This is a genomic window from Haloarcula sp. S1AR25-4 (assembly GCF_031624555.1).
Lineage (GTDB): Archaea > Halobacteriota > Halobacteria > Halobacteriales > Haloarculaceae > Haloarcula > Haloarcula pellucida.
In genome coordinates this window covers 923,982-947,616 of record NZ_JAMQOR010000001.1, presented here as the reverse complement: position 1 = coordinate 947,616, position 23,635 = coordinate 923,982, and the positions used below count along the sequence as shown (strand labels likewise).

The window sequence follows — 23,635 nt, the reverse complement described above, 5'->3', positions numbered from 1 at the left end:
GTAGGCAACTGACTGGCAATGAGCGTCGCCAGCGTCGGGGTGAAGCGAGGCCGTCGTGCTGCCGGGTGGATTCGTCGCGGTCTCCTCGCGGCGATACTCCTCGGCGCCCTCACCGTCGTCGCGAGTGGGGCCGTCGCGGCCGCCGACACCACGCCGCCGGAGTGGGGGAACGCGACGAAGGGGAACGCGACGACGATCCACGTGACCGTCTACGACAACGGCACGCTGGACCCCGAGAGCATTCAGGCCGAAGACTTCGCCCTGACTGCCGGGTCCGTCGCGAACGTCTCCGTCACGTCACTCGACGTCGACGGGAAGAACCGCACCGGAGCCCGCGTGTCCCTGTTTCTCGACGACCGAGTCGACACCAACAACGTCTCTATCGGCATCCGGAGCGGCGCCGCTATCAAGGACAGTGCACGTAACGAACTCGACGAAGGGACTGTCACCGTCTCGGGGATGGACTCCACGACGCCGCGGTATCGTTCGTTCGAGTTGCAGCGCGTGAACGAATCGACCGTCGAGATCCGGGCGGAGACGAACGAACGACTCTCCGCCCTCCGCGTCAGCATCGGCGGACCGACGACGGACGAACTGAACCGTTCGAACTTCACCGAATCCGTCGGCGACACGGCGGTGTACACGGCTCGCTATACGTTCCCGGAGGAGGGGCAGTACGCGGTCCTCTGGATGTCGGCCACCGACCGCTACAACAACAGCGTCAGGTTCAGCCGGTTGAAGAAGTTCCGCTACGACGGGTCCGCACCGAACGTCACGCTCGAAGGCCCCGAGAACGCCACCGTCGGCGACCCGGTGAACTTCTCTGCGGCCAACGCCACGGACGACCAGCGAATCGAGCGCTACCGCTGGCGCGTCGACGGCGGCACCATCATCCCGGGCGAGTCGATTCGCGTCGCGTTCGCGACGCCGGGCACCCACGAGGTGACCGTCGAAGTGACGGACCCGTTCGGCAACACTGCCGTCGCCACGAAGACAGTGACCGTCGCCACGGCCAACGGCAGTTCCGGCACTGTCAATCTCACACGGATCAACGCGACCCACGCGACGGCGACGGTCGACGGGACGGGGTTCGCACAGACGCTCGGGCCGTCCGACGACAGACCGCTCGTGTCCGGCGCCAACGCCTCGTTGCTGCGAGTGACGGCCTCGTTGCCCGACAACGGGACCGTTCCGGTCGCACTCGCGGCGCGAAATCGGACGCCGCCCTCGCTCGCGACGGCGACGGGCGACGCTGGACTCGCGGTGTTCGAGATAGACCACGGCGGCGTGCCGGCCGAGGGCGTGACGCTCCGGTTCGCCGTCGACCGGGCGGCGCTGGATCGTTCCGGCGTCGCCCCCGAGGCGGTCACGCTGTACCGTGACGACGGTGGCTGGGCGGCGCTGGAAACGACCGTCGTCGAGCGCGGCGAGTCGCGCGTCGTCTACCGGGCGACGGCACCGGGGCTCTCGCGGTTCGCTGTGGGTCTCGACAGATCACGGACCGCCGCCGTGACGGCCGAGACGCCGACCGAGCGGGAAACCGCGACGCCGACCGAACAGGTCACCACGACGCCGACCGAGCGGACGGACCGAGCGGGGACACCGAACATCCGGGTCACGAACGCCACCGCCGACGCCGCCGACCTCTCGGTCGGTGACCGGGTCGTCGTCACGGTGAATCTCACGAATCGCGGGACCGCGACGGGCGATTACCTCGTCACCCTCTTTCTGAACGATTCGACGCTCGCCACCCGCGAAGTGACGGTGCCGGCGGGCGAGGTGCGCACGACGGAGTTCGCCAGAGAACTGCCCGAGGGCGGTCCACTCGAAGTCGGAAGCCGGCGAGTCGCCACCGTCAGTAGCGGTGGTGGCGGGATCGCACTGCCGGGCGTCCCGACGCTCCCGTCCGTGCCGAACCCGCTGGCGCTGTGGCCCAGCGGTATCGTCGGGACGATACTGAGCGCCCTCGTGGGACTGGTCGTCGTGGTCTACGGTATTCTAAAAGCGCTGGCGATATACCTCGGTTACTGACCGGTCTCGGATTCGAGGCGGTCGATGAGCGACGCGTTACCGAGGTGAAGCGGCGTGCGCTCGTGGAGTTCGTCGGGGTTCAGGTCGAGGAGCGACTGTTCGCCGTTCGAGGACCTGCCACCGGCGGCCTCGACGATGTAGGCCATCGGTTGGCCCTCGAACTGGAGACGTAGTTTCCCTTCGGGTCGGGACTGCAGGGCGGGATACGCGAAGATGCCGCCGTACGTGAGCACCTGATTGATGTCGGCTATCATCGCGCCGCCGTAGCGGAGTTTGAGTTCGCGGCGAATCTCCTCGGCGAACGTCTTGAAGTCGTCCGTCCACGAGTCGACGCCGCCGCCGAACCCGAACACGGTCGGGTCCTCGGGGACGGTCACGTCGTCGTCGACCACGCGTCGGTCGTCGCCGAGGACGTACTCTTTCACGCGGCCGTCGCGGGCGACGACCATCGACGTGACGGGCCCGTAGATGACGAACCCGGCGGCCAGCAGATTCCGGCCCGTCGTGGGCGGGCGCTCGCTGTACACGCCGAAGATGGTACCCATGCCGCTGTTGGGTTCCAGATTCGAGGACCCGTCGAGGGGGTCCATCGCGACGTGCAGGCGTCCGTCGCTGGTCGCGACTTCCTCGCGTTCCTCGCTGGCGTAGGTGGCCACGCCGTCGATGCCGAGGATGCGCTCCTCGAACAGTTCGTCCGCCCGGAGGTCGGCCGCCAGTTGCTCGTCGCCGCTGGGGTTGACCGTGCCGCTGTGTTCGCGTTCCGTCGCGATGGCTGTTCGAACGTCGCTCGCCGCGTCCGCGATTGTGTCGATGACCTGTGCGACCGTCCGATCGGCCTGGGTGGCCGGGGCGTCGAGTGATTTGCTCATCTATGGTGGGGCTGGGTGGCGCGCCGGTCAGTTCGGGAGTGGGGCCGTCCGGCGAGTGATTCCCAGTGTGTCGTCACTCCCTGCTTCTTCCCCACACCATAAGTATCTTGTTGCTGACATTTACTACGGAGCGAGTCAATTATTCGGTAGCTCCGCCCTCGTTGGGTTTGATCATGGTGGTTAGTCACACATTTATTGAATGGTAAGGGTAGTTACTATTCGTCTAAGGTCGGCAGACTTACACGAACACGGGTCGAACCGACGGGTATGCAACTCGACGACATCGACCGCGTCGGCGTCGTGGGTGCCGGCACGATGGGCAACGGCATCGCGCAGGTCGCCGCCGCTTCGGGCTACGACGTCGTGATGCGCGACGTCGAACAGCAGTTCGTCTCCGCGGGGTTCGACGACATCGACGAGAGCCTCGGTCGTCTCGTCGCCCGGGACGAACTGACCCGGTCGGAAGCCGACCGCGCCCGGGACCGCATCGAAGGGACGACGGACCTCGCCGACCTGTCCGACTGTGACCTTGTGGTCGAAGCGGTCACGGAGGATATGGACGTCAAGCAGTCCGTCTTCGAGGACCTTGCGGACACCTGTCGGACCGAGACGGTACTCGCGACGAACACCAGTACGCTCTCTATAACCACTATCGCCAGCGTCGTCGACCGGCCCGAACGAGTGCTTGGCCTCCACTTCATGAACCCCGTCCCGGTGATGAAAGGCGTCGAAGTCGTCGTCGGCGAGAAGACGGGCGCGGACACGCTCACACTGGGACACGCGTTCGCGAAGGACCTCGGTAAGGAGACGTGGGAGGCCGACGACAAACCCGGCTTCGTCGTCAACCGCGTCCTCATGCCGTGGATAAACGAGGGTATCCGCGCCTACGACGAGGGCGTCGCCGGGATGGCCGACATCGACCGCGGACTGACCCTCGGGACGAACGTCCCGATGGGGCCGCTGGAACTGGCCGATCACATCGGCCTCGACGTCGTCCTCGACGCGAGCGAAACGCTCCACGAGGAACTCGGGGACCGGTACAAACCGGCGTACCTCCTCAAGCGGAAGGTCGCCGCCGGTGACCTCGGGAAGAAGACCGGCGCGGGGTTCTACGAGTACGACTGACCCGCCGTGGCGGCCGGAATACGATAGCGGACAACCGACTGGGCGTTGCCGAACAGTAAAGTCACGGCCCTCGATACCTTGACACATGGAGTTCAGTCCCACAGCGGAGCAGCGCCAGATACAGGAGATGGTCGCGGAGTTCGTCGACGAGGAGGTGGTTCCGCGCGCGGCCGAGATAGACGAGACGGACGAGTTCCCGTGGGACCTCGTCGACGAGATGGCCGAGTTGGGGCTGATGGGGATGCCCATCCCCGAGGCGTACGGCGGCGCCGGTCTCGACTACCACAGTTACGCGATGGCACTGGAGGAGATCTCCCGCGGGAGCGGGGGCCTCGGCACCATCGTCGCCGCCCACATCTCGCTGGCCTGCAACATGGTCTACGAGTTCGGCGACGAGGCCCAGAAGGAGACGTACCTCACCCCGATGGCCGAGGGCGAGGACGTCGGCGCGTTCGCGCTCTCGGAACCCGGCGCCGGGAGCGACGTGCCCGCGATGACGACGACGGCCGAACCTGACGGCGACGGCTACGTCGTAAACGGCGGGAAACTGTGGATTTCCAACGGCTCAGTCGCAGATACGGTCGTCCTGTTCGCGAAGACGGACCCAGAGGCGGGCAACAAGGGCATCTCCTCGTTCGTCGTCCGGCCCGAGGAGGACGACGGGTTCATCGTGGAGGGCACGGAGCACAAACTCGGTGACAAGGGCTGTCCGACGGCGGAACTGCGGTTCGACGACATGTACCTCCCCGAGGAACGCCGCCTCGGCGACGAGGGCCGCGGGTTCGTCCACGCGCTGAAGACGCTCAACGGCGGGCGCATCACCATCGCCGCCCGGGGCGTCGGCATCGCACAGGCAGCGCTGGACGAAGCCCTACAGTACGCACAGGACCGCGAGCAGTTCGACCAGCCCATCTCGGAGTTTCAGGCCATCCAACACAAACTCGCGGACATGGACACGAAGACGTCGGCCGCCCGACTGCTGATGCATCAGGCCGCCGACCTGAAGATGCGCGGCGAGAACTACGTCAAGGAGGCCGCACAGGCCAAACTGTACGCCTCCGAAGTCTCCCGCGAGGTCGCCAACGAGGGCATCCAGATCCACGGCGGCTACGGCTACACGAAGGACTTCCCCGTCGAGCGGTTCTACCGCGACGCCAAACTCAACGAGATATACGAGGGGACCAGCGAAGTCCTCCGCAACACCATCGCCGACGAGTTGCTGGACTGATACTGGTGGCTGTAAGTTCGTAACGATATTCGCCACCCCGGGGTGGCGAATCACTTCAGTTTGTTACAGCCACCAGTATGAGTTACTGTTCGCCGTCCGCGTCTCCGAGATTCTCGCCCATCCACGCGTAGTGCTCGCGCAGGCGACGCTCGCCGCCCTCGGTCAGCGAGTACTTGTCGGCGATGCCGTCGGTGCGGTGTTGGACGAACCCGGCGTCCGCCATCGCCTCCAGCGCCCCGTAGAAGCTCTTCGGTTCGATGCGCGCGTCGTACCGCCGTTCGAGGCGCGTCTTGAGCCGTTGGCCCGTCAGTTCGCCGTCCTCGGCCCCGGCGAGGATGACGCACATGTCCCGCCGCCGCCCGCTCTGGAACCACTTCGCCATGGCCGGACCACGTCGGGCACCCCTTCGGGTGTTTCGACTTCGCGCCGGTCACGGCGGTCACCGACCGGTCCGGACGGCGCCACAGCGATACCGCCCCAACCGCTCACGCTCGACCGTCTCTGGACCGTCGAGGTCCGTCCGCTCCGTCGCCACCCACAGGCTCACCGCCGTCATCCCGTCGTCGTGGGTCCGGTTCCACCGCTCACAGAGGAACGTCGCCAGCGAGCGGCGGAGTCTGGGTTCGGTACGGGCGTCGTCGAGGAACTTCCGCCAGCGCTCGTTCGGGTACCGCGACGCGGCCTCGGTCGGGCGCGAGCGGTCGTAGGGCTCCCCGGTGAGTGCGTCGACGCGCTCGCCGCTGGTCAGGTTCGCGGGGGCTTCGTACCACCACGTCGCCAGCGGCGGCGACGGCGCGAACATGTCCCACGAGCGGTCCGTCAGTCGGTCCGGCGTGCCCGCCGGCGCGGCGACGACGCCGAGTCCGACGGCGTTCGTCACCAGAATCACGGCCAGACAGCAGGCCGCGAGCGCGCGGGCGATGCGAGAGAGCGCTGGAACGCGGTCGGCCAGCGGCGTCCGTCCCGAACCGACTGCCGAGAGCGACGCCAGCGGCCGGAGGCGGTCCGCGGCGCGGTCCCAGACGACGCTCGGGAACAGCGCGAGCAACCCCGTCACCGAGACCAGCGGGAACACGCCGATAGAGAGCGTCAGCACCATCCCGAGGTGGGCGCCGACGAACGCGCCGACCAGCGCCGCCCGACGCCACCCGGTCAGGACGACGAGCAAGGGCGAGGTCAGCAACATCCCGACCCAGAGCCAGTCGACGAGCGTCAGGAGCGGTGCCCACCCGGCGACGACGTCACCGAGCAGGACGGTGAAGTGGTCCAGTTGGAAGACGTAGCGGACCGCGTCGCCCCGAAGCCACACGTCGGCTCTGAGTTTGACGACGGCGTTTGTGGCGTAGACGACGACAATCTGTGCCAGCAACCCGACCGTGGCGGGACCGACGACGCTGTGGTCGTCGGCCGCCCCCTCGGTGGCGTCGGCGGCCCAGCGGCTTCCGAGAGGAAGGAACAGGCCCCAGAACAGCAGTCGGCGCAAGAGTACGTCCCCGCTGTTGAGCACGAACGGGTTCCGGACCTGTATCGAGACGAGGAGGACGAGCGAGACGAACGTCGCGAGTCGGGTCCGATAGCCGACGAGCAGCGATAGCGCAGCGACGGCGGCGGCGAGACACAGGAGTCCCTGTACCCACGCGGCCCCCGAGAGCGCGTGTAACGAGATGACGTCCCACCCGGGGTAGAGCGTGCCCAACACCGACCGAGGGAGGACGCCGGCGTCGGTGTAGAAGGCGACGAGGTCCGGCAAGCGGCGTGTGAGGTCGACGAGGACCACGAACGCAAGCGAGATACGAAACGCGGCGAGAGCCCGGCGGTCGATGGCAAACCGACGAGCGAGCGCCTCGCGGACTGTCGGCGTCACGATGTCCGGAATCAGCGCAGTCGCGGACATAAGTCTTCCACCTGCCGTACACCGACAGATTTCATTGGGTGTGGTCCGAACGTCGAACCGATGGCAGACACCGAGGACCCGACGGAAGCGACGGCCGACGATATCACCGCCCGCTATCGAGAGACCGAGACGGAGCGACTGCTCACGTTCGAGGCGGACGGCCGCACGGCCGCCATCGCCCAGAACGTCGAGGGGTACGCGATGCTGAAGGTCAGGCCCAGCGCCGACGGCGACGAACTCGAACGCTACTACGGGTTCGATATGGCCTTGGACCACGCCGCCGAGTTGCTCGGGACCTCGCCGAACGCGCTGCCGGTCCCCGAGGCGGCCGCCGACATGGGGATGTAGTCGACCGATACGAGGTGCCCTTCTGCGAGATGTGCCCTGTGAGTGTCCCGCCAGTACCCGGTCGCATCAGGGCCGTGTACCTCCCGACTCCGTCGTAGGCTGGCGGTTTCGCTCGGCTAGCACTGACTATTCAGGTACGTTCGTCTACGTGTCGGCCATAGCCATATACTGCAGTCATATAAACGATTCTTACCTCCGATGGCCAGCGGACACGTGCATGGTCGATCTAACTCGACGGACACTGATTTCTAGTACGGTCGCTGCGGCACTGGGGGCAAGTGTCGCCGGGGTCGCGAGTGGTGAAGAAGTCGCCGAGACGAACACTCCCGGCGCACCCAGCGTGAAGGGGTCACTGAAGCGGTTCTCCTCGACGGCGTTCGGTGCCGAGGTCACCGGCCCGTTCGTCTTCGAGGACGGGTCGCTGCTGTACAGCCTCCAGCACCCATCGGAGGACAACCAACCGCCGTTCGACACGGCCGGAGTCGGATACTTCAGCGGGTTCCAGTTCGAACTCGACGGGGACAACGACGACTTCGACGAACTGTCGACGCCACAGTCCGATACGGAACAGCGGCAGATTCGCGCCGCCGACGGCGAGTACACGCTGTTCGGTCAGGGCCGCGACGAGATAAACGGCGGCACAGAGCGTCTCGGGGTCACACAGACGCCCGACGGCACCGACATCTCGTGGGACAACTTCGACGGCAGTCAGTACGGGGCGGCCGGCACGAACCCCGACTGCAACCAGTTCGTCCCGTCGAACGACGACGGGACCGAGGGGTACCTGTTCACCAACTGGGAGAACAGTCCCGGCAACGTCTCGCGGATTCCGCTCAGCAAGACCGAGGACGGCGAGTGGGAGGCCGATCTGGAGAACGCCATCAACCTCGCAAACACCGACCCGTTCCGGGAACTCGGCGGGACCCGAATCAACTGCTACGGCGACCGGAGCCCGTGGAACACGATGATCTCCTCCGAGGAGAACTACGCTCACGTACGCGTCTCCCTGACCACGACGGTCGGCGACGTCGTCGAGGCCGGCACCGGCAAGGGCCTGCTCGGCGCGTGTCAGTTCTGGAACCGCCCGAACCCGGCCGGCATCCAGAGCGCCGTCGACGAGTACTACGGCGACGAGTCGTGGTACGTACAGGGCTCCTGGGCGATGAAAGGCGTCGAGTTCCTCGCGTACTATCTGGGCGCCGAGCAGGTGGATCAGGGCGTGTACGGCAGCACGATGGACCCCATCGGTGACACCTACCCGAACCCGTACCGCTACGGGTACCACGTCGACATTCGAGAGCCGACGGCCGAGACCCCACAGCCGATCAAGTACTACGTGATGGGGCGGGCCGCGTGGGAGTCGCCGAACATTCAGGCCGACGAGCAGACCGTCTACGGCTGTTCCGACGGCGACAGCAAGGGCATCTACAAGTTCGTCGCCGACGAGCCGATTCCGAGCTACGACGACCCGATGGACGTCGAGGGGACGCTCTATGCCCCGAAGATTACGAACGACGCTGCCAACGCCGCCGAGGCGGGCACCCGCAACTCGCCGGCCGACACGCCGCTCGAAATCGAGTGGCTGGAACTCGGTCACGCGAGCAATCGCGAGATCGAGTCGTGGATCGCCGAGTACGACGACATCACGCAGGTCGACTACCTCGAAACGCACGCAGAGACCGACTGGGAGTCTGACCTCGACGCGGCCCTCGAAGAGGCCGACCGTGCGGTCGTCGAGAACGGCAACCAGAACTACGTCACCAACGAGGAGATCGTCGAGTGGGCCGAGCAGTACGAGTCGAAAGGACCCGACAAGGTGGACGAGGACCTCCGGAAGATTCCGTTCCTCGAAACCCGTGCCGCCGCGAAGGAAATCGGGGCTTCCATCGAGTTCAACAAGGCCGAGGGCGTCGACAGCATCGACGGCGCCGGTCCCGGCGACTTCGTCTACTTCGGCATCTCGTCGTTCAACGACGACCTCGCGAACGAGCAGGGCGACATCCAGCTCGACCGCGTCGACGGCGGTGTCGTCTACCGCGCCGAGCTCGAACCGGACTACAACGTCTCGACGCTCGAACCGGTCATCGTCGGTCCGGACTTCACCGACGCGCCCGCGGACGCCGACGGCGCCCTCCGCAACATCGACAACCTCTACGTGATGGACGACGGCCGAGTGCTGTGCTGTGAGGACGGGTTCGGCGGCCCGGCGCGCTCGTACCCCAACGACTGCCTGTACGTCTACGAACCGAACCTCGTCGTGGACGTGGCGTCCGTCGAGACGGCCATCAAGTCGACGGCCGAGGCGGCCGTGACGGCGTCCTCGCTCCCCGACGGTTTCACCGCCGCCGAGATGACCGTCTCCGTCGAGGACGCTCGGGTGGCCGACATCACCGGCGTCTCGGTGCCAGAGGGCCTCGACGCCGCCGAGGCGACCGTCAGCGGCGACGGTACCACGGCGACCATCAGCGTACGCGACCCGGTCGGTACCGTACAGGCCGGTGCGATGGACGTCACGCTGGCGACGCTCGAACTCACCGGCCAGAGCAAGGGACAGACGGAACTGTCGGTCACCGTCGATTCCCTCGCGGACGAGGGCGGTAACGCGCTCGACGTCGAAGGGCGAACCGGGCAGGTCACCTCGATACCGCCGGGGCAGTCCGACGACAAGCCCGGGAAAGGCCCCGGCGTCTGTCGGCCGGAGCAGAACTAACACGCGACCTCTCGGGCTCGATTAGCCCACCCTCTCCACTCAATGTCCCAGACTCACGATCCGGCGACGACCGACACGGCGTCTCTCTACCGCGAGTACGTCCTCGACGTGCGAATCGTCGAGTACGAGACCGCGGCCGGCGAGACTCGGTATCGGTTCGACGCGCCAGAGCACTGCGGTATCGAGTTCGAAGACGAGGAGACGGCGGCGCTGTACGCCGACGTCTACTTCGACGTCAACGGCTTCGAGGAGGCCGGAACCGGCGAGCGCGGCGTCCCGCCGGCGATCATTCAGGCCGGTCGCGACACGCTGGTCGCGTACTTCCTCACCCAATCCGACGTCGACGTCCACTGGGTGGCGTCCTTCTACGGTGAGAAACCGGAGAAGGTCCAGCGCTACGCCAACCGCGTCAGGAAGCGGGCCGAGACGATTCGGAGCGGCATCCGAGAGCGCGGGCTGGACTGACCGCGGTCCACCGCGTTTCGCCCGAACCACTATAGCACGCGAGGCCGACGACGTCGGTATGTCGACGACACTCGACCACTTCGACCACCCCGCGTGGCTGACCGCCGCCGGAACGCTCGCGGGCTACGGCCTCGTCTTGCTGTTCCTGTTTCTCCTGCTGTTTGTCGCGCCGTATCTGGTCTTCCCCGCGTAGTCCGCTGGGTACCCCAGTCTTCGTTTTCCCCGTGGGGCGGGGGCAAGAGTCAAACCGCACGCCGTGGTAGCAGGTGGCATGAGTGTCGAGCAGGAGCAGGGCGAGCGTACCATCCGGTGTCTGGTCGCGAAAGTCGGCCTCGACGGCCACGACCGAGGGGCCCACGTCATCGCACGAGCACTCCGCGACGCCGGGTTCGAAGTCATCTACTCCGGTCTGCACCGGTCCCCCGACGAAGTCGTGCAGGCCGCGGTCCAGGAGGACGTAGACGTCGTCGGCATCTCCATCCTCTCGGGGGCACACAAGACGCTGGTCCCGAAGATTCTCGACGGCCTCAAAGAGTACGACGCCTTCGACGACCGTCTCGTCCTCGTCGGCGGCATCGTCCCCGACGACGACAAGGCCGACCTCCGCGGGCTGGGCGTCGACGAGATATTCGGACCCGGCGCGTCGATGGAGGAGATGATCTCGTACATCCGCGAACACGCACCCGATCGATGAGCGACCTCGTCGCGGACCTGCTAGCGGGCAAACACAGCGCACTGGCGCGAGTCATCACGAAGATAGAGAACCGCTCGCCGGGCTACCGGGAAACCGTCTCGGAGTTACACCAGCACACCGGCCACGCCGACGTCGTCGGCGTCACGGGCAGTCCCGGCGCCGGCAAGTCCACGCTGGTCGACAAGGTGGCCGCCGAGTACCGCGACCGCGGCCTCACGGTCGGCGTCATCGCCATCGACCCGTCCTCGCCGTACTCCGGCGGGGCGGTGCTGGGCGACCGCATCCGCATGGCCTCGAACGCCGGTGACATGGACGTGTTCTTCCGGTCGATGTCGGCCCGCGGGTCGCTCGGCGGGCTATCGACGGCGACGACGGACGCCGTCACCGCGCTAGACGCCTTCGGGAAGGACGTGATAATCGTCGAGACGGTCGGCGCCGGCCAGAACGAGGTCGACATCGTCCGGACCGCCGACACGGTGGCCGTCCTCGTCCCGCCGGGGAGCGGCGACGACGTCCAGATGCTGAAGGCAGGCATCCTCGAAATCGGCGACGTGTTCGTCGTCAACAAGGCCGACTTAGACGGCGCCGACCGCACGGTCCAGCAGTTACGAGAGATGTTACAGGGCCGGGGCGGTGGGGCGGGCCACCACGGTGCGATGGCGGCCACGGACGAGAGCGCGATAGGGCCTGACACCGAGGGCGACGCGGCCGACGAGCGGTGGGACCCGCCCATCGTCGAGACGGTGGCGAACCGGAGCGAGGGCGTCGAGGCGTTTATCTCGGTGCTGGAGGACCACGCGGACTACCTCGACCGGACCGGCAAGCGAGAGCAACAGGCCCGTGACCGGTTCGCCGCGGAGATACGGACGCTGTTGCGCGAGGACGCAAACGAACTGGTGTCCGGCGAACTCGACCGCCACGGCGGCATCGAGTCGGCCGTCGACGCCGTCATGGCTCGCGAGACGGACCCCTACACCGTCGTCGACGAGGTTCTCGCGCCGCTCCGTGAGTGTCTCGACGCCGAGAACGCCCCGTGAGGGGCGAAGGGAAACCACGCGGATGACGACGCCCCGTCAGCGCGCGGCAGACGGGGATTGTTCCGGGGTTCCCTTATAACATCCCATCCACCGTCCGGGCCGTTTCGACCCCTCCCCACCACGTATAAACAGGGTCCGGCCCGTATACCGGGGTATGAAGCTCCGAAAGGCACTGGGTGTCGCCGTCGGTGCGGTCGGGACGACGGCACTCCTCAATCGCGTCCTCCAGTCGCGTGCCGACGAGTTCGAACCGCTGTTGCCGGGCGACCAGCGGACCTACCGCTGGCGTGGCTTCGACGTCGCCTACACGGAGGCCGGGGATCCGGACGACCCCGATCTGGTCCTCCTGCACGGCATCAACGCGGCGGCTTCCAGCCACGAGTTCCACGCTATCTTCGAGCGGTTGTCCGAGGAGTACCACGTCCTCGCGCCGGACCTGCCGGGGTACGGCCACTCGGATCGGCCGCCGCTGCTGTACTCGGCGTCGCTCCTGACCACGTTCGTCCGCGACTTCCTCGAAGCCGAGACCGACGACGCCACCGTCGTCGCCTCCTCGCTTTCGGGCTCGTATGCCGCTATCGCCGCCCGCGACGTCGACGTGGCCGAACTCGTCCTCGTCTGCCCGACGGACTCCTCGATGGGCAACCGGAACGTCTGGGTCCGGTCGCTGCTCCGGTCGCCGGTCATCGGACAGGCGCTGTTCAACCTCGTCGTCTCGAAGGCCTCCATCCGCCACTTCCACGACGACCACGGCTACTACGACATGGCCAACCTCACCGACGAAGTCGTCGACTACGAGTGGCAGAGCGGCCACCAGCAGGGCGCGCGGTTCGCCCCGGCGTCGTTCCTCTCCGGCTTTTTGGACCCGGAGGAGGACCTCGGCGACGTGCTGGCGGACCTCGACGTCCCGATAACGCTGGTCTGGGGCGAGGACGCCGACATTTCACCGCTCGACGACGGGCGCGATCTGGCCGAACGGGCCGACGCGACGCTGGTCGTCTTCGGCGACTCGCTGTTGCTCCCGCACGTCGAACACCCCGCCGAGTTCGTCGACGTGGTCCGGGGCCGGACGGCGGAGATTCGCATCGAGAACGAGGGTTAACGCGGCCGGAAGACGACGGCCCGGTCGCCGGTCGTCTCCCGTTCGCCGACTTCGATGCCGACGACCGCTCCCATCTCGACGTCTTCGGGGTCGACCCCGCGGACCAGTCCCGTCACCGACACCGGACCGAAGTCGGCGATAGCGGTGACGTAGGGGGCGTCGTCCTCGAACTGCGGCGTGGCGACGGTGATGGTCGTGTGGGTCACGATGTCGCCGCTGTCGGGCAGCGGTTCGTCGCGCAGTTCTCTGGACCCACACTCGGGACAGACGCGACGGGGTGGCAGCCAGCCGTGGCCGTTCGCACACTCGACGTAGTACCCGTCGTCCGCTTCGATGGCGTCTAGCCACTCGTCGTACTGGCCGTCGGGGGCGGGTTCGGTCACGCTTTCACCTCCAGTACGTGGACCGTGGTAGACGCGACGGTGCCGCCGGCGTTGTGTGCGACGCCGACGGTGCCGTCGGGGACGGCGTCCGCCCGCGGGTGCGTCCCGTCTAAGACCCACGCGACGGTCGCCAACTGGGCGACGCCGGTCGCACCGACCGGGTGGCCCTTCGCCTTCAAACCGCCCGAGAGGTTCACCGGCATCTCGCCGTGGCGGTCCGTCTCGCCGTTCGTCGCCGCGTGGATGCCCTCGCCGCGTTCGTAGAGGCCCAGCGACTCGATGGCCAGCACCTCGGCGATGGTGAAGCAGTCGTGGACCTCGGCGACGTCGACGTCCTCTGGGCCGATGCCAGCGTCCCCGTACGCCTCCTCGGCGGCCTTGTCAGCGGCGGGCGTCTGTGCGAGGTGTGGCCGGTCCTGTAACGCGAGGTTGTCGCCGCCCTGTCCGGTGCCGGTGATGGCGACGGGGGCATCGATGTCGTGGTCGGCGGCGTACTCGGCCGTGGTCAACACGGCCGCTGCGGCCCCGTCCGTGATGGGGCAGGAGTCGTACAGACCGAGCGGACTGGCGATGGTCGGTGCCTCGATGGCGTCCTCGACGGTGATCTCCTTCTGTATCTGGGCGTGCTCGTTGACCAGCGCGTGCTCGTGGTTCTTCACGGCGATGTGGGCCAAATCTTCCCGAGAGCCGCCGTACTGGTCGAAGTACGACCGCGCCATCAGCGCGTACGCGCCGGGGAAGGTCATCCCCGCGCGGACCTCGTAGAGGTCGTCGGCGGCGATGGCGAGGGCGTCGGTCGCCGCGGCGGTGCCGATGTTGGTCATCCGCTCGGCGCCGCCGACGACGACCACCTCGGCCTCGCCGTTGCGGAGGTCCCTGACGGCGGACCGGACCGCGGCACCGGCGGACGCACAGGCGGCCTCGAACCGGGTCGCCGGCGCGTCGACGCCGATAGCCTCGGCCATCAGCGGCCCCTGATGGCCCTGATGCTCGGCGAGTTCGCCCATGAAGTTGCCGTAGTAGAGCGCATCGACATCGTCCGGGGCGACGCCGGCGGCGTCGAGCGCTTCCAGGCCCGCCTCGGCGAACAGGTCGCGACCCGTGCGTTCGGGGTGTTTCCCGAATTTCGTGACACCGGCCCCTGCGACTCGTGGGTCTGACATTACCACACAGTGGGCCCCGCATTCTTAAATGCCTGCCGACTGTGTGGGGTTTTGCCACGATTTCGCCCGCCCGAGAACGCAAGACTGCGACACTTATGTCAGATTTCAGTTTGGTTCCCACGAGAGATATATGACCTTCGTGGGTATCGCACTATGGCGTGCGGGTCAGTCGACGATCTCGGCGATTCGCTGTGGCTCTCCGGAGAGCGACGGGTCGGGTTCGACGATCTGGAGCACTTCGTGGTCGGTGACGTCGGGGTAGGACTTATCGATGGCGTCCTCGATGAGTTCTTTCTCCAACCGGAACTCGGTGCCGTCGTAGACGACGTCGACGCCTTGCTCGTCGAACGAGAGAACAGTCATGGCGGTAGATACGGCCGTTCAGAATAAAAGTGTAGTCTCTCGCGGGGTGCTCGCCAATCAATCACACACGACCGTCAGACGACAGTCAGACGCGCGTCGTGCGCGCCCTCAGGCTTTAAGACCGTCGAAAACGCGTTAGGTGGTGTGCCAATCGGCTCTGACCCGCTCTCCGAACTCGCGATTCCCGACGGGACCACCGTCGAGGAACACGACCTCGTCACCGACGGCGACGTCATCATCGGTGGGCAGAGTACGGTCGAGTTCGGCGTCCGCGGCCGGTCGGTCATCGCCGACGAGCGAGTCCGTTTCGGCGGCCACATCGAGGCCGAGGGCGACTGCCGCCTCGACATGTGGTGTGACGTCGAGGACAACGTCCTCGTCGGCGAGGACGCCTACATCGGCGAACGCGTCCACATCGGCGGCGAGTTGCGCGTCGCCGGCGACTTAGACATCGGCGACGACGTCGACATCGAGAACGGGTTCGAGGCCAACGGCTGGATAGTCATCCGCAACCCGATGCCGACCATCGTCTTCCTGTTCGTCTACCTCTCGCAACTCCTGCGCATCGGCGAGGACGAGGCCGCACAGAGCCTCGTCGACGAGATGCTCGGCGACGACGCGGACGACCACGACCCGATACTCGTCCCGCGTGGCGCGAGCGTCTCCGACGACGCGTGGCGCGTCTCCACACCGGCGACCATCGGCGACGACTGCCGCCTCCACGGCAACATCCGCGCCGAATCCATGGAAGTGGGCCGCGACAACGTCGTCTTCGGCAGTCTCCGCGCCCGGGAGGACGTGGTGGTCGGGAAGGGAACCGAAATCAAAGGCGACGTGACGACCCGCAACGGCGACGTCCGGGTCGGTCCCGGCACGAAGGTCTGGGGCGACATCTCCGCGAAGACCGTCGAACTCCACGAGAACGCCACCGTCGACGGGAAGATTCGCGCCCGCGACGGGACGCGGATGCACACCGACGAAGTGCTCGACCGGCCCGACGAGTCCGCCGCCGCGATGGCCGAGATGGCCGAGGAACTCGAACGTGACGGCGCGGACGAGGACGGCGAGACGGCGGACGCGGCGGACGCGGTGGACGCGGCCGACGGAGACGAGTCAGCGCCCTCGGAGCAGATGGAGACAGACGATGACGACGAGAAGGCGGTCGACGGAGCGGACGCCGACGACCACGAGGACGCGGCCGAGGCCACCGACTGAACGGAGACGCCTTTTGGACGGTCGACCGACTCACTCCGGAGTGGCGCCGCCGCGGAGAAGCGAGCGCCCGGCCCCGACGAGGACGGCGGCCGTCAGCACCGCGCCGACCACGACGACCCAGACGCCCGAGAAGAAGACCCCGCCGGAGGAGAGGTTCAGGTCCGCGACGGCGTAGACGCCGGCGAGGAGGGTCAGTGCGGCGAGAACGACGATAGCGGCGTCGCCGACGCCGAAGGGACCGGCCCGGAAGCGCCGGCCACGGTTCACGAGCACCGCGACCGCAAGCGCGGTCGGTGACAGTGCGACCGTCGGGAGCGTCAACGGACCGACGTAGAGCCACGTGGGATACGCGGCGACCGGAATGACGAACTCGGCGACGTAGACGAGGGCGGTGACGACCGCGAGGGCGGGAACCAGTCCGCGTAGCGGGCGGCGCGGCCCGGAGCGGTGGACGTCCGTGCGCATACTTACCGTGCTCTCGCCGGGGGCATAACGGTCGGGGAGGGTACGACTCACCTTTGACCGACGGAACCGAAACCCCCTTTCCGCCTTCTCTGGTAGGGGGTAGCATGCTCTCTATCGCACTCGCTGGCAAACCCAACGCCGGGAAGTCTACCTTCTACAAAGCGGCGACGATGGCCGACGTGGACGTCGGGAACTACCCGTTCACGACCATCGACGCCAACCGCGGCGTGAGCCACGTCCGGACCGAGTGTCCCTGTCTCGACCGCGAGGAGCGCTGTGGCGACGACGACTGCCGGGACGGCAAACGCTACGTCCCGGTCGAACTCATCGACGTCGCCGGCCTCGTCCCCGGCGCCCACGAGGGCCGGGGCCTCGGCAACCAGTTCCTCGACGAACTCACGAACGCCGACGTCATTCTGAACGTCGTCGACGCCTCCGGCGGCACGAACGAGGAGGGCGAACCCGTCGAAGTGGGCGAACACGACCCGGTCGAGGACGTCGACTTCGTCGAGACGGAGATGGATCTCTGGCTGGCGAGCATCGTCGACCGCAACTGGGAGTCCGTCGAGCGCCAGTCGCGCTCGCCCGACTTCGACCTCGACGAGGCTCTCCTAGACTTGCTCGCCGGCGTCGGCGCGAGCGAACTCGACGTGGCCCGCACGCTGCGTGAACTCGACTACCCCGAGGACCCCATCGCGTGGACCGACGACCACCGGGAGGCGCTGGCCAGAGAGATACGCCAGCGGACGAAACCCATCGTGGTCGTCGCCAACAAGGCCGACGTCGCGCCCGAGGACAACGTCGAACGCCTGCGGAAGGCCGCAGAGCTAGTCGTTCCGGCGACGGCCGACGGCGAACTCGCACTCAGGAAGGCCGCGGAGGCGGGCGTCGTCGACTACGACCCCGGGGATTCGGACTTCGAGATTCTGGGCGACGTGAGCGACCAGCAGCGACAGGGGTTAAACCGTATCCGCGAGGTCATGGCCGAGTACGGCGGCACCGGCGTCCAGCAGGCGATGGACGCCGCCGTCTACGACCTGCTCGATCACATCACGGCCTACCCGGTCCAGAACGACACGAAGTGGACCGACGGACAGGGGAACGTCCTCCCCGACGCACACCTGCTCCCCCGCGGGTCGACGCCGAAGGACCTCGCTTACGCCGTCCACTCGGACATCGGCGACGGCTACACCCACGCCGTCGACGCCAGGGAGAACCGCCGCATCAGCGACGAGACGGAACTCGAAGAAGGGGCGGTCGTCAAGATAATCAGCGAGAACTAAGCGAGCGGCCGGAACCACACCGCGGCCACGAGCACTGCCAGAAAGAGGTACGAGCCCCGAATCAGCAGTTTCGTCGCCAGTTCCGACTCCGCGCGGTGGGCGACGGCGGCGACCATCCCGAACGCGGCGGCCGCACCGGCCGCACTCGGTGGGACCCCGGGCAGCGTGAACGCGAGGGCGACGACGCCGAGCATCGCCGCCACGAGCAGGGTGCGGGCCAGTTGCCGCGCTCGCTGCGGTCCTACCACCACGGCGACGGTCCGCTTCTCGATGGAGCGGTCGTAGTCGTAGTCCTGCTCGTCGTCGATTATCTTGATGCCGGTGAGCAACACGAGAAAGACAGCTGCGAGCCCCAGCACCCGCGGACTGAGCGCCGAGGCCTGCGCGTAGTAGCCCCCGAGCAGCGCCAGCGCGATACCGGTCGGATACCCCATCGTCGCCCCCACGGGGTTGAGGTCCAGTTGCGGTGCGTGCGTGTAGCCGATGACCCACGTCGGGAGCGTCAGGAGGGCCGTGCCCGGACCGACGACCAGCCACAGGCCGACCGTGCAGGTCAGAAAGCCGAGTCCGGCAGCGACGAGTGCGCCGCGACATCCGCCGACCGTAAGCGGGTGGTCGTCGTCCTCGCCGCGGACGTGGAAGTCGACGTAGCCGTCCTTGACGTGAGCGGTGTAGACGGCGAAGAACATCGCCGCCGCGTGGAGCGTGGCGACGGCGATGGTGACTTCGCCCGCGAGTAACGCGCCGAACAGCGACGTCGCCAGCGGCGGGAGCATGAACACGGGGTGTACCTGTGAGGCGAGGGCTCTGCCCGCCGCGACGGGTCCGGACTCGTGTCGGGCGACTGCCATACCGCGATACAGGGACCGGCGTGTCAAAAAGTCTCGTGCGCTCCCGTCGCGAGGTGCGTTACTGCCAGTTGTCGCGGTCCAGCACGAACGAGGCGATGTGGGAGGCGAGTTCTCGACCCGCGTCCTCGCTGGCGGTGTGGAGTTCACCGGAGACCGGCCCGGCCTCGCCGCCGACGCCCTCCGCCTCGGAGATGGGGTCGGTACCCGTGGGATACGGACGACGGGAGCGAACCCGGTCGCGCAACCGCTGGAGCGTGGCCGGCGATAGTTGCTGGTCGAGGTGCTGGAGGTCGTAGCGGACGATGTAGCCACGCGTCGCCTCTCGGACGGCGACGACGGGGTGCCCGCGGTTCGCACAGCGTTCCCAGAGTGCCTGTTGCTCGTCGCGCGTCGCGTAGACGGGGACGTTCGACGGTGCGAGGTGGTCCATCGGAAAGCTGTACGTGTCCGACCCGTATCGACCCTTCGGCTACTGCGATAGACGACGGCTACCGTAACGTCGTGTAACTCAGGCCGGCGATGGCGACGAACTGGAGCGCTCGTAACACGAGGACGGCCTGCTGGACGTGGGGGTCGCCGGCGTAGAAGCTCTGCATCGAGAAGAAAAAGTACAGGGCGACGGCGTTCTCGACGAGCATCGCGAGGGCAAAGGCCACCAGCCCCGCGACCAGTCCGGTCCGGAAGGTAGCGTAGTTGCGCACCCAGACGCCGAGCAGGGGTATCAGCAGGAGGACGTTGATACCCGCGAGCACCGCCGCGGCGGTGATGAGCGTCCCCATCGCCATCAGTCTCTCGCCCCCGGGTGCCGTCCGTCTGTGCTGTCGCTCATCTGTCCATCTGCTCCACGATGTCCTCGAAGGTGTCCCGGTACTGGTCGAACCGGTCCGTGAGGAAGTACAGTTTGGCGTAGTCCTCGTCGCCGGACTCGACGACGTCGTGCTCTTCGAGTTGCTCCATGTGGTGGCGTATCGTCTTATAGCCCACGTCGAGTTCGTCGGCGAGTTCGTTGGCGTTCATCGGTCGCTCCGTGAGGGCGTCGATGATGCGCGCCCTGTTGGCACCGCCGCGCGTCGCCGTCAGCAGGTACCAGAGCGCTTTCTCCATCCCTCTCGTGTCCTGACTGTTCGTGCCTGTCTCAAAGGTCTGTCTCTCGGCGGCCCGCCCGTCGACGCCCCGCCGGTCGCTGTCGTGTGCGTGGACCACGGCAAGTTCGGGCGGAGGGACGCTAGCCACGGCCAAAACCGTTCTTACAACTCTCTTCCGAGACTGTCCCAAATTCGGACTACTCGCGAATCGCGGCCGTCGCCTCCGCCATGACGTCGATGGCCTCTTTCAGCGTCTCCATGTCCGTCGCATAGGAGATGCGGGCGTAGCCGTCACCGTTCTCGCCGAAAGCGTCGCCCGGAACGACGACGACGCCGCGGTCGATGACTTCCTCGACCCAGCCCTCGGGTACCTTCGGCATCGCGTAGAACGCGCCCTTCGGCGTGGGACACTCCAGCCCCATCTCTTCGAACCCCTCTAGCAGGACGTCGCGGCGGGCCTCGAAGGCCTCGCGCATCTCGACCACGGGGTCCTGTGGGCCGGTGAGCGCCGCCTCGGCGGCGTACTGGGCCGGCGCGGAGGCACAGGCCTGTGCGTACTGGTGGACGCGGAGCATCCGCTCGATGCGCTCGGTCGACCCCGTGACCCAGCCGAGGCGCCACCCGGTCATCGAGTAGGCCTTCGAGCAGGCGTTGACGACGACGACGTTGCCCGTCTCGTCGAACTCCGCCGGCGAGCGGTGTTCACCCTCGAACACCTGGTGTTCGTACACCTCGTCGGAGATGCAGAGCACGTCGTGCTCGCTCGCGATGCGGGCGAACTCGCGCATGTCCTCGGGCGACTGGACGGCGCCGGTCGGGTTGGCCGGCGAGTTGACGACGAACGCCGCGGTGTCCTCGGTGATGGCGTCCTCGACCGTCGCGGGGTCCATCGTCAGGTCCTCGCGCAGACCCACCGGTTTGGGCGTCCCACCCGCGAGGTGGGTCAGCGCGTCGTAGGAGACGAACCCGGGGTCGGGGAAGACGACTTCGTCGCCCGCGTCGACGTGGGCCTCCAAGGCGATGTGCAGGGCCTCGCTCCCGCCGGAAGTGGCGATGACGTCCTCCGGGTCGACGGCTAAGTCGTTGTCCCGGTCGTGTTTCTCGGCGATGGCCTCGCGGAGTTCGAGTGTCCCCTTGTTCGACGTGTAGGCGTCGACCTTGCCCGAGCGGATGGCGTCGACGGCGGCCTCGCGAGCGTGGTCCGGCGTCGGGAAGTCCGGTTGCCCGAGGCCGAGGTTGATGGCGTCCTCGCCGGCGGCCTCGAACACCTCGCGGATTCCGGAGATGGATACCTGTTCGACGCGGCTGGAGAATTCGGTCATGTTCGTTCCCTTCGGCCGGTGGCCGATAATTCTTCCCGATTCGCCGAGCCGCTGTCCCGATCATCAGCAGACCGTCACGTCGTCGCCGCTTACGCGGTGCGCATCCGTGGGCGTGACCCGATAGACGGCCTCCGACGCCGTGTCGGCGAACACTCGGTCGTCGCCGGTACCGACGGTGTAGGCGTACGGGAGCGTCACGCGGACGTAGACGCCGTCGGAACTGACTCGCGTGATGCGGGCGTCCCGTGACGGTCCCGCCCCCTCGTTGGTCCCCCAGTCGGAGAGGCAGTCGGCGGATTCGAGATGTCCCTCGACGTACGCCGTCTCGGCCGCCAGCGCACGCCGTTCGGCCGTCGTCGCCGAGACAACTCCCGCGGCGAGGACGAGTCCCACCAGCGCGAGTCCGTAGAGGAGCGTCCGTCGGGTCGATGGCATCCGTGTCCGAGCGATAGTCTGGTCGGGGTGAAGTCTTTGGGGAGGCTTCGACGGCGGTTTGAGCGATTCGCCGGTCGCCGGGCGATGCTACCGAACCAACGACATCGCGATAGCGCCCCCGCCGCCGACTTCCTCGCGTCGCCGCCGGGCGGTCCTACCGAACCAACGACATCGCGATAGCGCCCCCGCCGCCGACGCTCATCCCAACCACGCCTCTGTCGTGGTCCTCCCGTTCCATCGCGTAGGCGAGCGTCGTCGTCAGGATGCCGCCGCTGGCGCCGATGGGGTGGCCCAGCGCCACCGCGCCGCCCAGCGGATTGTGCGTCTCCGGGGGTATCCCGAGTTCGTCGGCGACGTACACCATCTGGGCGGCGAACGCCTCGTTGAGTTCGAAGTGGTCCACGTCGTCGACCGAGAGGTCGTTTCGATCCAGCAGTTTCGAGACAGCGTCACAGACCGCCAGCGAGAACTCCGCGGGGTCGCGGTAGGCGACGGCGTAGTCCTCGACGTGGGCCATCGGGCCGAGGCCAGCGTCGTCGACCGTCTCGGCGTCGGCCAAGAGGACCGCTCCCGCGCCGTCCGAGAGTTTCGAGGCGTTGCCCGCAGTGATGGTCCCATCCTCGCCGAACGCTGGGGGCAGTCTGTCGAGGTCGTCCATCGTCGTCTCTGGCCGCGGCCCCTCGTCCTCAGTGACGAGGTGGTCCCCGACTTCGACCGGGACCATCTCCTTCTCGAAGTGGCCCTCGGCGATAGCCTCGCCGGCGCGGTGGTTGCTCCGCCGGGCGTACTCGTCCTGTCGCTCGCGGGTGACGTCGAAGCGCTCGGCGATGCGGTCGGTGAGCGTCCCCATGTGCGCGTCGTAGTTCGCGTCCCACAGGGCGTCGTGAATCATCGCGTCGACCAGCGTGGTGTCGCCGTATCGGCGGCCGCCGCGCATCTCGCGGACGAGATAGGGCGCGTTGGACATCGACTCCATCCCGCCGGCGAGACAGGCCGACGCCCGGCCGGCGTCGATGCGGTCGACGGCGTTCGCGATGGCTCGGAGTCCGGACCCGGAGGCCTCGTTTGTCGTCGTCGCCGGGCACCGATCGGGTAGCGGCGAGTCGACGACGACCTGTCTGGCCGGCACCTGCCCGACGCCGGCCTGTACGGCGTTGCCCAGACACACCCAGTCGACGAGGCCGTCGTCGACGCCGGTACGGTCAAGGACGCCCTCGACGGCCGCTCGTCCGAGATCCGTCGCCGACTTCTCGGAGAGGGCGCCGAGGAGGCTCCCGTGTGCTGTGCGCGCGCCGTCGACCACGACCACGTCGGTCATATCTCGACATGATGCCGAGACTACAATACTGTTGGCCCCGGTGGCGAACCCACCGGCCGGTCACTCGCCGTCGTCACTGGTCGCGTCGCGTAGCGACTCTATCGCCGTCTCCAGACGGCGGAGGATGGCGTCGGCGTCGGTGTACCCCTTGTCGTACTCCTCGTAGGCCGCGTCGGCCTCGCCGAGGAACGTCTGGACCGCGTCCGTCACGTCGTCGGAACTGTCGTCGTCGTTGCTCATACCGGACCA

27 protein-coding genes are annotated in these 23,635 nt (G+C 67.3%); 12 read left to right on the top strand and 15 right to left on the bottom strand.

The features are described 5' to 3' along the window. Positions 1–18: 18 nt before the first annotated feature. The gene (locus tag NDI85_RS04925) at positions 19–2,031 is read left to right on the top strand and encodes a PKD domain-containing protein (RefSeq protein WP_310915114.1); all 2,013 of its coding nucleotides are present in this window, start codon (positions 19–21) and stop codon (positions 2,029–2,031) included. Here NDI85_RS04925 and NDI85_RS04920 read toward each other — a convergent pair. Further along, positions 2,025–2,900, bottom strand: a complete 876-nt coding sequence (locus NDI85_RS04920) for a class 1 fructose-bisphosphatase (protein WP_310915113.1) — start codon at positions 2,898–2,900, stop codon at positions 2,025–2,027. The genes NDI85_RS04925 and NDI85_RS04920 overlap by 7 nt on opposite strands. A 267-nt stretch (positions 2,901–3,167) precedes the next feature. Between NDI85_RS04920 and NDI85_RS04915 the strand changes: the two genes are divergently transcribed. Both NDI85_RS04915 and NDI85_RS04910 read left to right on the top strand, forming a co-directional pair. Further along, complete coding sequence (locus NDI85_RS04915; protein WP_310915112.1) at positions 3,168–4,025, top strand: 3-hydroxyacyl-CoA dehydrogenase NAD-binding domain-containing protein; 858 nt, start codon at positions 3,168–3,170, stop codon at positions 4,023–4,025. Positions 4,026–4,110: 85 nt separating this feature from the next. Then, a complete protein-coding gene (locus tag NDI85_RS04910) occupies positions 4,111–5,253 on the top strand; it encodes an acyl-CoA dehydrogenase (RefSeq protein ID WP_310915110.1) in 1,143 nt (380 codons plus the stop codon). An 82-nt stretch (positions 5,254–5,335) separates the two neighbouring features. Here the strand turns inward: NDI85_RS04910 and NDI85_RS04905 are convergent, their stop codons facing one another. Beyond that, the gene (locus NDI85_RS04905) at positions 5,336–5,635 is read right to left on the bottom strand and encodes a helix-turn-helix transcriptional regulator (protein WP_188994124.1); all 300 of its coding nucleotides are present in this window, start codon (positions 5,633–5,635) and stop codon (positions 5,336–5,338) included. Positions 5,636–5,692: 57 nt separating this feature from the next. Further along, positions 5,693–7,147, bottom strand: a complete 1,455-nt coding sequence (locus NDI85_RS04900) for an HTTM domain-containing protein (RefSeq protein ID WP_310915109.1) — start codon at positions 7,145–7,147, stop codon at positions 5,693–5,695. A 60-nt stretch (positions 7,148–7,207) separates the two neighbouring features. Here NDI85_RS04900 and NDI85_RS04895 point away from each other — a divergent pair, with 60 nt between their 5' ends. The 7 genes from NDI85_RS04895 to NDI85_RS04865 all read left to right on the top strand — a co-directional run bounded on the left by NDI85_RS04895 (position 7,208) and on the right by NDI85_RS04865 (position 13,503). Then, complete coding sequence (locus NDI85_RS04895) at positions 7,208–7,495, top strand: hypothetical protein (protein ID WP_166969146.1); 288 nt, start codon at positions 7,208–7,210, stop codon at positions 7,493–7,495. 217 nt (positions 7,496–7,712) lie between these two features. Further along, positions 7,713–10,205, top strand: a complete 2,493-nt coding sequence (locus tag NDI85_RS04890; RefSeq protein WP_310915108.1) for an alkaline phosphatase PhoX — start codon at positions 7,713–7,715, stop codon at positions 10,203–10,205. Positions 10,206–10,247: 42 nt separating this feature from the next. Continuing rightward, positions 10,248–10,670: a hypothetical protein gene (locus NDI85_RS04885; RefSeq protein ID WP_188994130.1), complete on the top strand. Its 423-nt coding sequence runs from the start codon at positions 10,248–10,250 to the stop codon at positions 10,668–10,670. Positions 10,671–10,728: 58 nt separating this feature from the next. Beyond that, entirely contained in the window at positions 10,729–10,863 is a 135-nt protein-coding gene (locus NDI85_RS04880; RefSeq protein ID WP_268239415.1) for a hypothetical protein, read from the top strand. A 78-nt stretch (positions 10,864–10,941) separates the two neighbouring features. Further along, positions 10,942–11,364 (top strand): cobalamin B12-binding domain-containing protein, encoded by a 423-nt coding sequence (locus NDI85_RS04875; RefSeq protein WP_188994132.1) that lies wholly within the window; start codon positions 10,942–10,944, stop codon positions 11,362–11,364. Next, positions 11,361–12,401 (top strand): methylmalonyl Co-A mutase-associated GTPase MeaB, encoded by a 1,041-nt coding sequence (meaB, locus tag NDI85_RS04870; protein WP_188994134.1) that lies wholly within the window; start codon positions 11,361–11,363, stop codon positions 12,399–12,401. Before NDI85_RS04875 ends, meaB begins: the two co-directional genes overlap by 4 nt. A gap of 154 nt (positions 12,402–12,555) precedes the next feature. Then, on the top strand, positions 12,556–13,503 hold the full coding sequence (locus tag NDI85_RS04865; RefSeq protein ID WP_188994136.1) for an alpha/beta fold hydrolase: 948 nt from the start codon (positions 12,556–12,558) through the stop codon (positions 13,501–13,503). Here NDI85_RS04865 and NDI85_RS04860 read toward each other — a convergent pair. From NDI85_RS04860 to NDI85_RS04850, 3 genes are all read right to left on the bottom strand, one after another. Beyond that, positions 13,500–13,886: an OB-fold domain-containing protein gene (locus tag NDI85_RS04860; protein ID WP_310915107.1), complete on the bottom strand. Its 387-nt coding sequence runs from the start codon at positions 13,884–13,886 to the stop codon at positions 13,500–13,502. The two genes, NDI85_RS04865 and NDI85_RS04860, sit on opposite strands and share 4 nt — an antisense overlap. Continuing rightward, positions 13,883–15,049, bottom strand: a complete 1,167-nt coding sequence (locus NDI85_RS04855; protein WP_188994141.1) for a thiolase C-terminal domain-containing protein — start codon at positions 15,047–15,049, stop codon at positions 13,883–13,885. The genes NDI85_RS04860 and NDI85_RS04855 overlap by 4 nt, the downstream gene beginning before the upstream one ends. A 165-nt stretch (positions 15,050–15,214) precedes the next feature. Then, the gene (locus tag NDI85_RS04850) at positions 15,215–15,412 is read right to left on the bottom strand and encodes a DUF5800 family protein (RefSeq protein WP_166969163.1); all 198 of its coding nucleotides are present in this window, start codon (positions 15,410–15,412) and stop codon (positions 15,215–15,217) included. A gap of 144 nt (positions 15,413–15,556) precedes the next feature. Here NDI85_RS04850 and NDI85_RS04845 point away from each other — a divergent pair, with 144 nt between their 5' ends. After that, complete coding sequence (locus NDI85_RS04845; RefSeq protein WP_188994143.1) at positions 15,557–16,627, top strand: polymer-forming cytoskeletal protein; 1,071 nt, start codon at positions 15,557–15,559, stop codon at positions 16,625–16,627. A 30-nt stretch (positions 16,628–16,657) separates the two neighbouring features. Here NDI85_RS04845 and NDI85_RS04840 read toward each other — a convergent pair whose 3' ends face one another. After that, positions 16,658–17,092 carry a hypothetical protein gene (locus tag NDI85_RS04840; RefSeq protein ID WP_188994145.1) on the bottom strand — a complete coding sequence of 145 codons (435 nt, stop codon included), beginning with the start codon at positions 17,090–17,092 and terminating at the stop codon, positions 16,658–16,660. 104 nt (positions 17,093–17,196) lie between these two features. Between NDI85_RS04840 and NDI85_RS04835 the strand changes: the two genes are divergently transcribed. Further along, the gene (locus NDI85_RS04835; RefSeq protein WP_188994147.1) at positions 17,197–18,375 is read left to right on the top strand and encodes a redox-regulated ATPase YchF; all 1,179 of its coding nucleotides are present in this window, start codon (positions 17,197–17,199) and stop codon (positions 18,373–18,375) included. Here the strand turns inward: NDI85_RS04835 and NDI85_RS04830 are convergent. From NDI85_RS04830 to NDI85_RS04795, 8 genes are all read right to left on the bottom strand, one after another. After that, on the bottom strand, positions 18,372–19,226 hold the full coding sequence (locus NDI85_RS04830) for a UbiA family prenyltransferase (RefSeq protein ID WP_310915106.1): 855 nt from the start codon (positions 19,224–19,226) through the stop codon (positions 18,372–18,374). The two genes, NDI85_RS04835 and NDI85_RS04830, sit on opposite strands and share 4 nt — an antisense overlap. Positions 19,227–19,284: 58 nt before the next feature. Next, positions 19,285–19,656 (bottom strand): hypothetical protein, encoded by a 372-nt coding sequence (locus tag NDI85_RS04825; RefSeq protein WP_188994152.1) that lies wholly within the window; start codon positions 19,654–19,656, stop codon positions 19,285–19,287. Between the two features lie 58 nt (positions 19,657–19,714). Next, positions 19,715–20,011: a hypothetical protein gene (locus NDI85_RS04820; protein WP_166969173.1), complete on the bottom strand. Its 297-nt coding sequence runs from the start codon at positions 20,009–20,011 to the stop codon at positions 19,715–19,717. A gap of 40 nt (positions 20,012–20,051) precedes the next feature. After that, on the bottom strand, positions 20,052–20,330 hold the full coding sequence (locus NDI85_RS04815; protein WP_166972989.1) for a winged helix-turn-helix domain-containing protein: 279 nt from the start codon (positions 20,328–20,330) through the stop codon (positions 20,052–20,054). Between the two features lie 178 nt (positions 20,331–20,508). Then, complete coding sequence (locus tag NDI85_RS04810) at positions 20,509–21,633, bottom strand: pyridoxal phosphate-dependent aminotransferase (RefSeq protein ID WP_310915104.1); 1,125 nt, start codon at positions 21,631–21,633, stop codon at positions 20,509–20,511. 63 nt (positions 21,634–21,696) lie between these two features. After that, positions 21,697–22,068 carry a hypothetical protein gene (locus NDI85_RS04805; protein ID WP_310915103.1) on the bottom strand — a complete coding sequence of 124 codons (372 nt, stop codon included), beginning with the start codon at positions 22,066–22,068 and terminating at the stop codon, positions 21,697–21,699. A 154-nt stretch (positions 22,069–22,222) separates the two neighbouring features. Further along, positions 22,223–23,386 carry a thiolase family protein gene (locus tag NDI85_RS04800; RefSeq protein ID WP_310915102.1) on the bottom strand — a complete coding sequence of 388 codons (1,164 nt, stop codon included), beginning with the start codon at positions 23,384–23,386 and terminating at the stop codon, positions 22,223–22,225. A 60-nt stretch (positions 23,387–23,446) separates the two neighbouring features. Next, positions 23,447–23,626 carry a hypothetical protein gene (locus NDI85_RS04795; protein ID WP_188994160.1) on the bottom strand — a complete coding sequence of 60 codons (180 nt, stop codon included), beginning with the start codon at positions 23,624–23,626 and terminating at the stop codon, positions 23,447–23,449. Positions 23,627–23,635 lie beyond the last annotated feature (9 nt).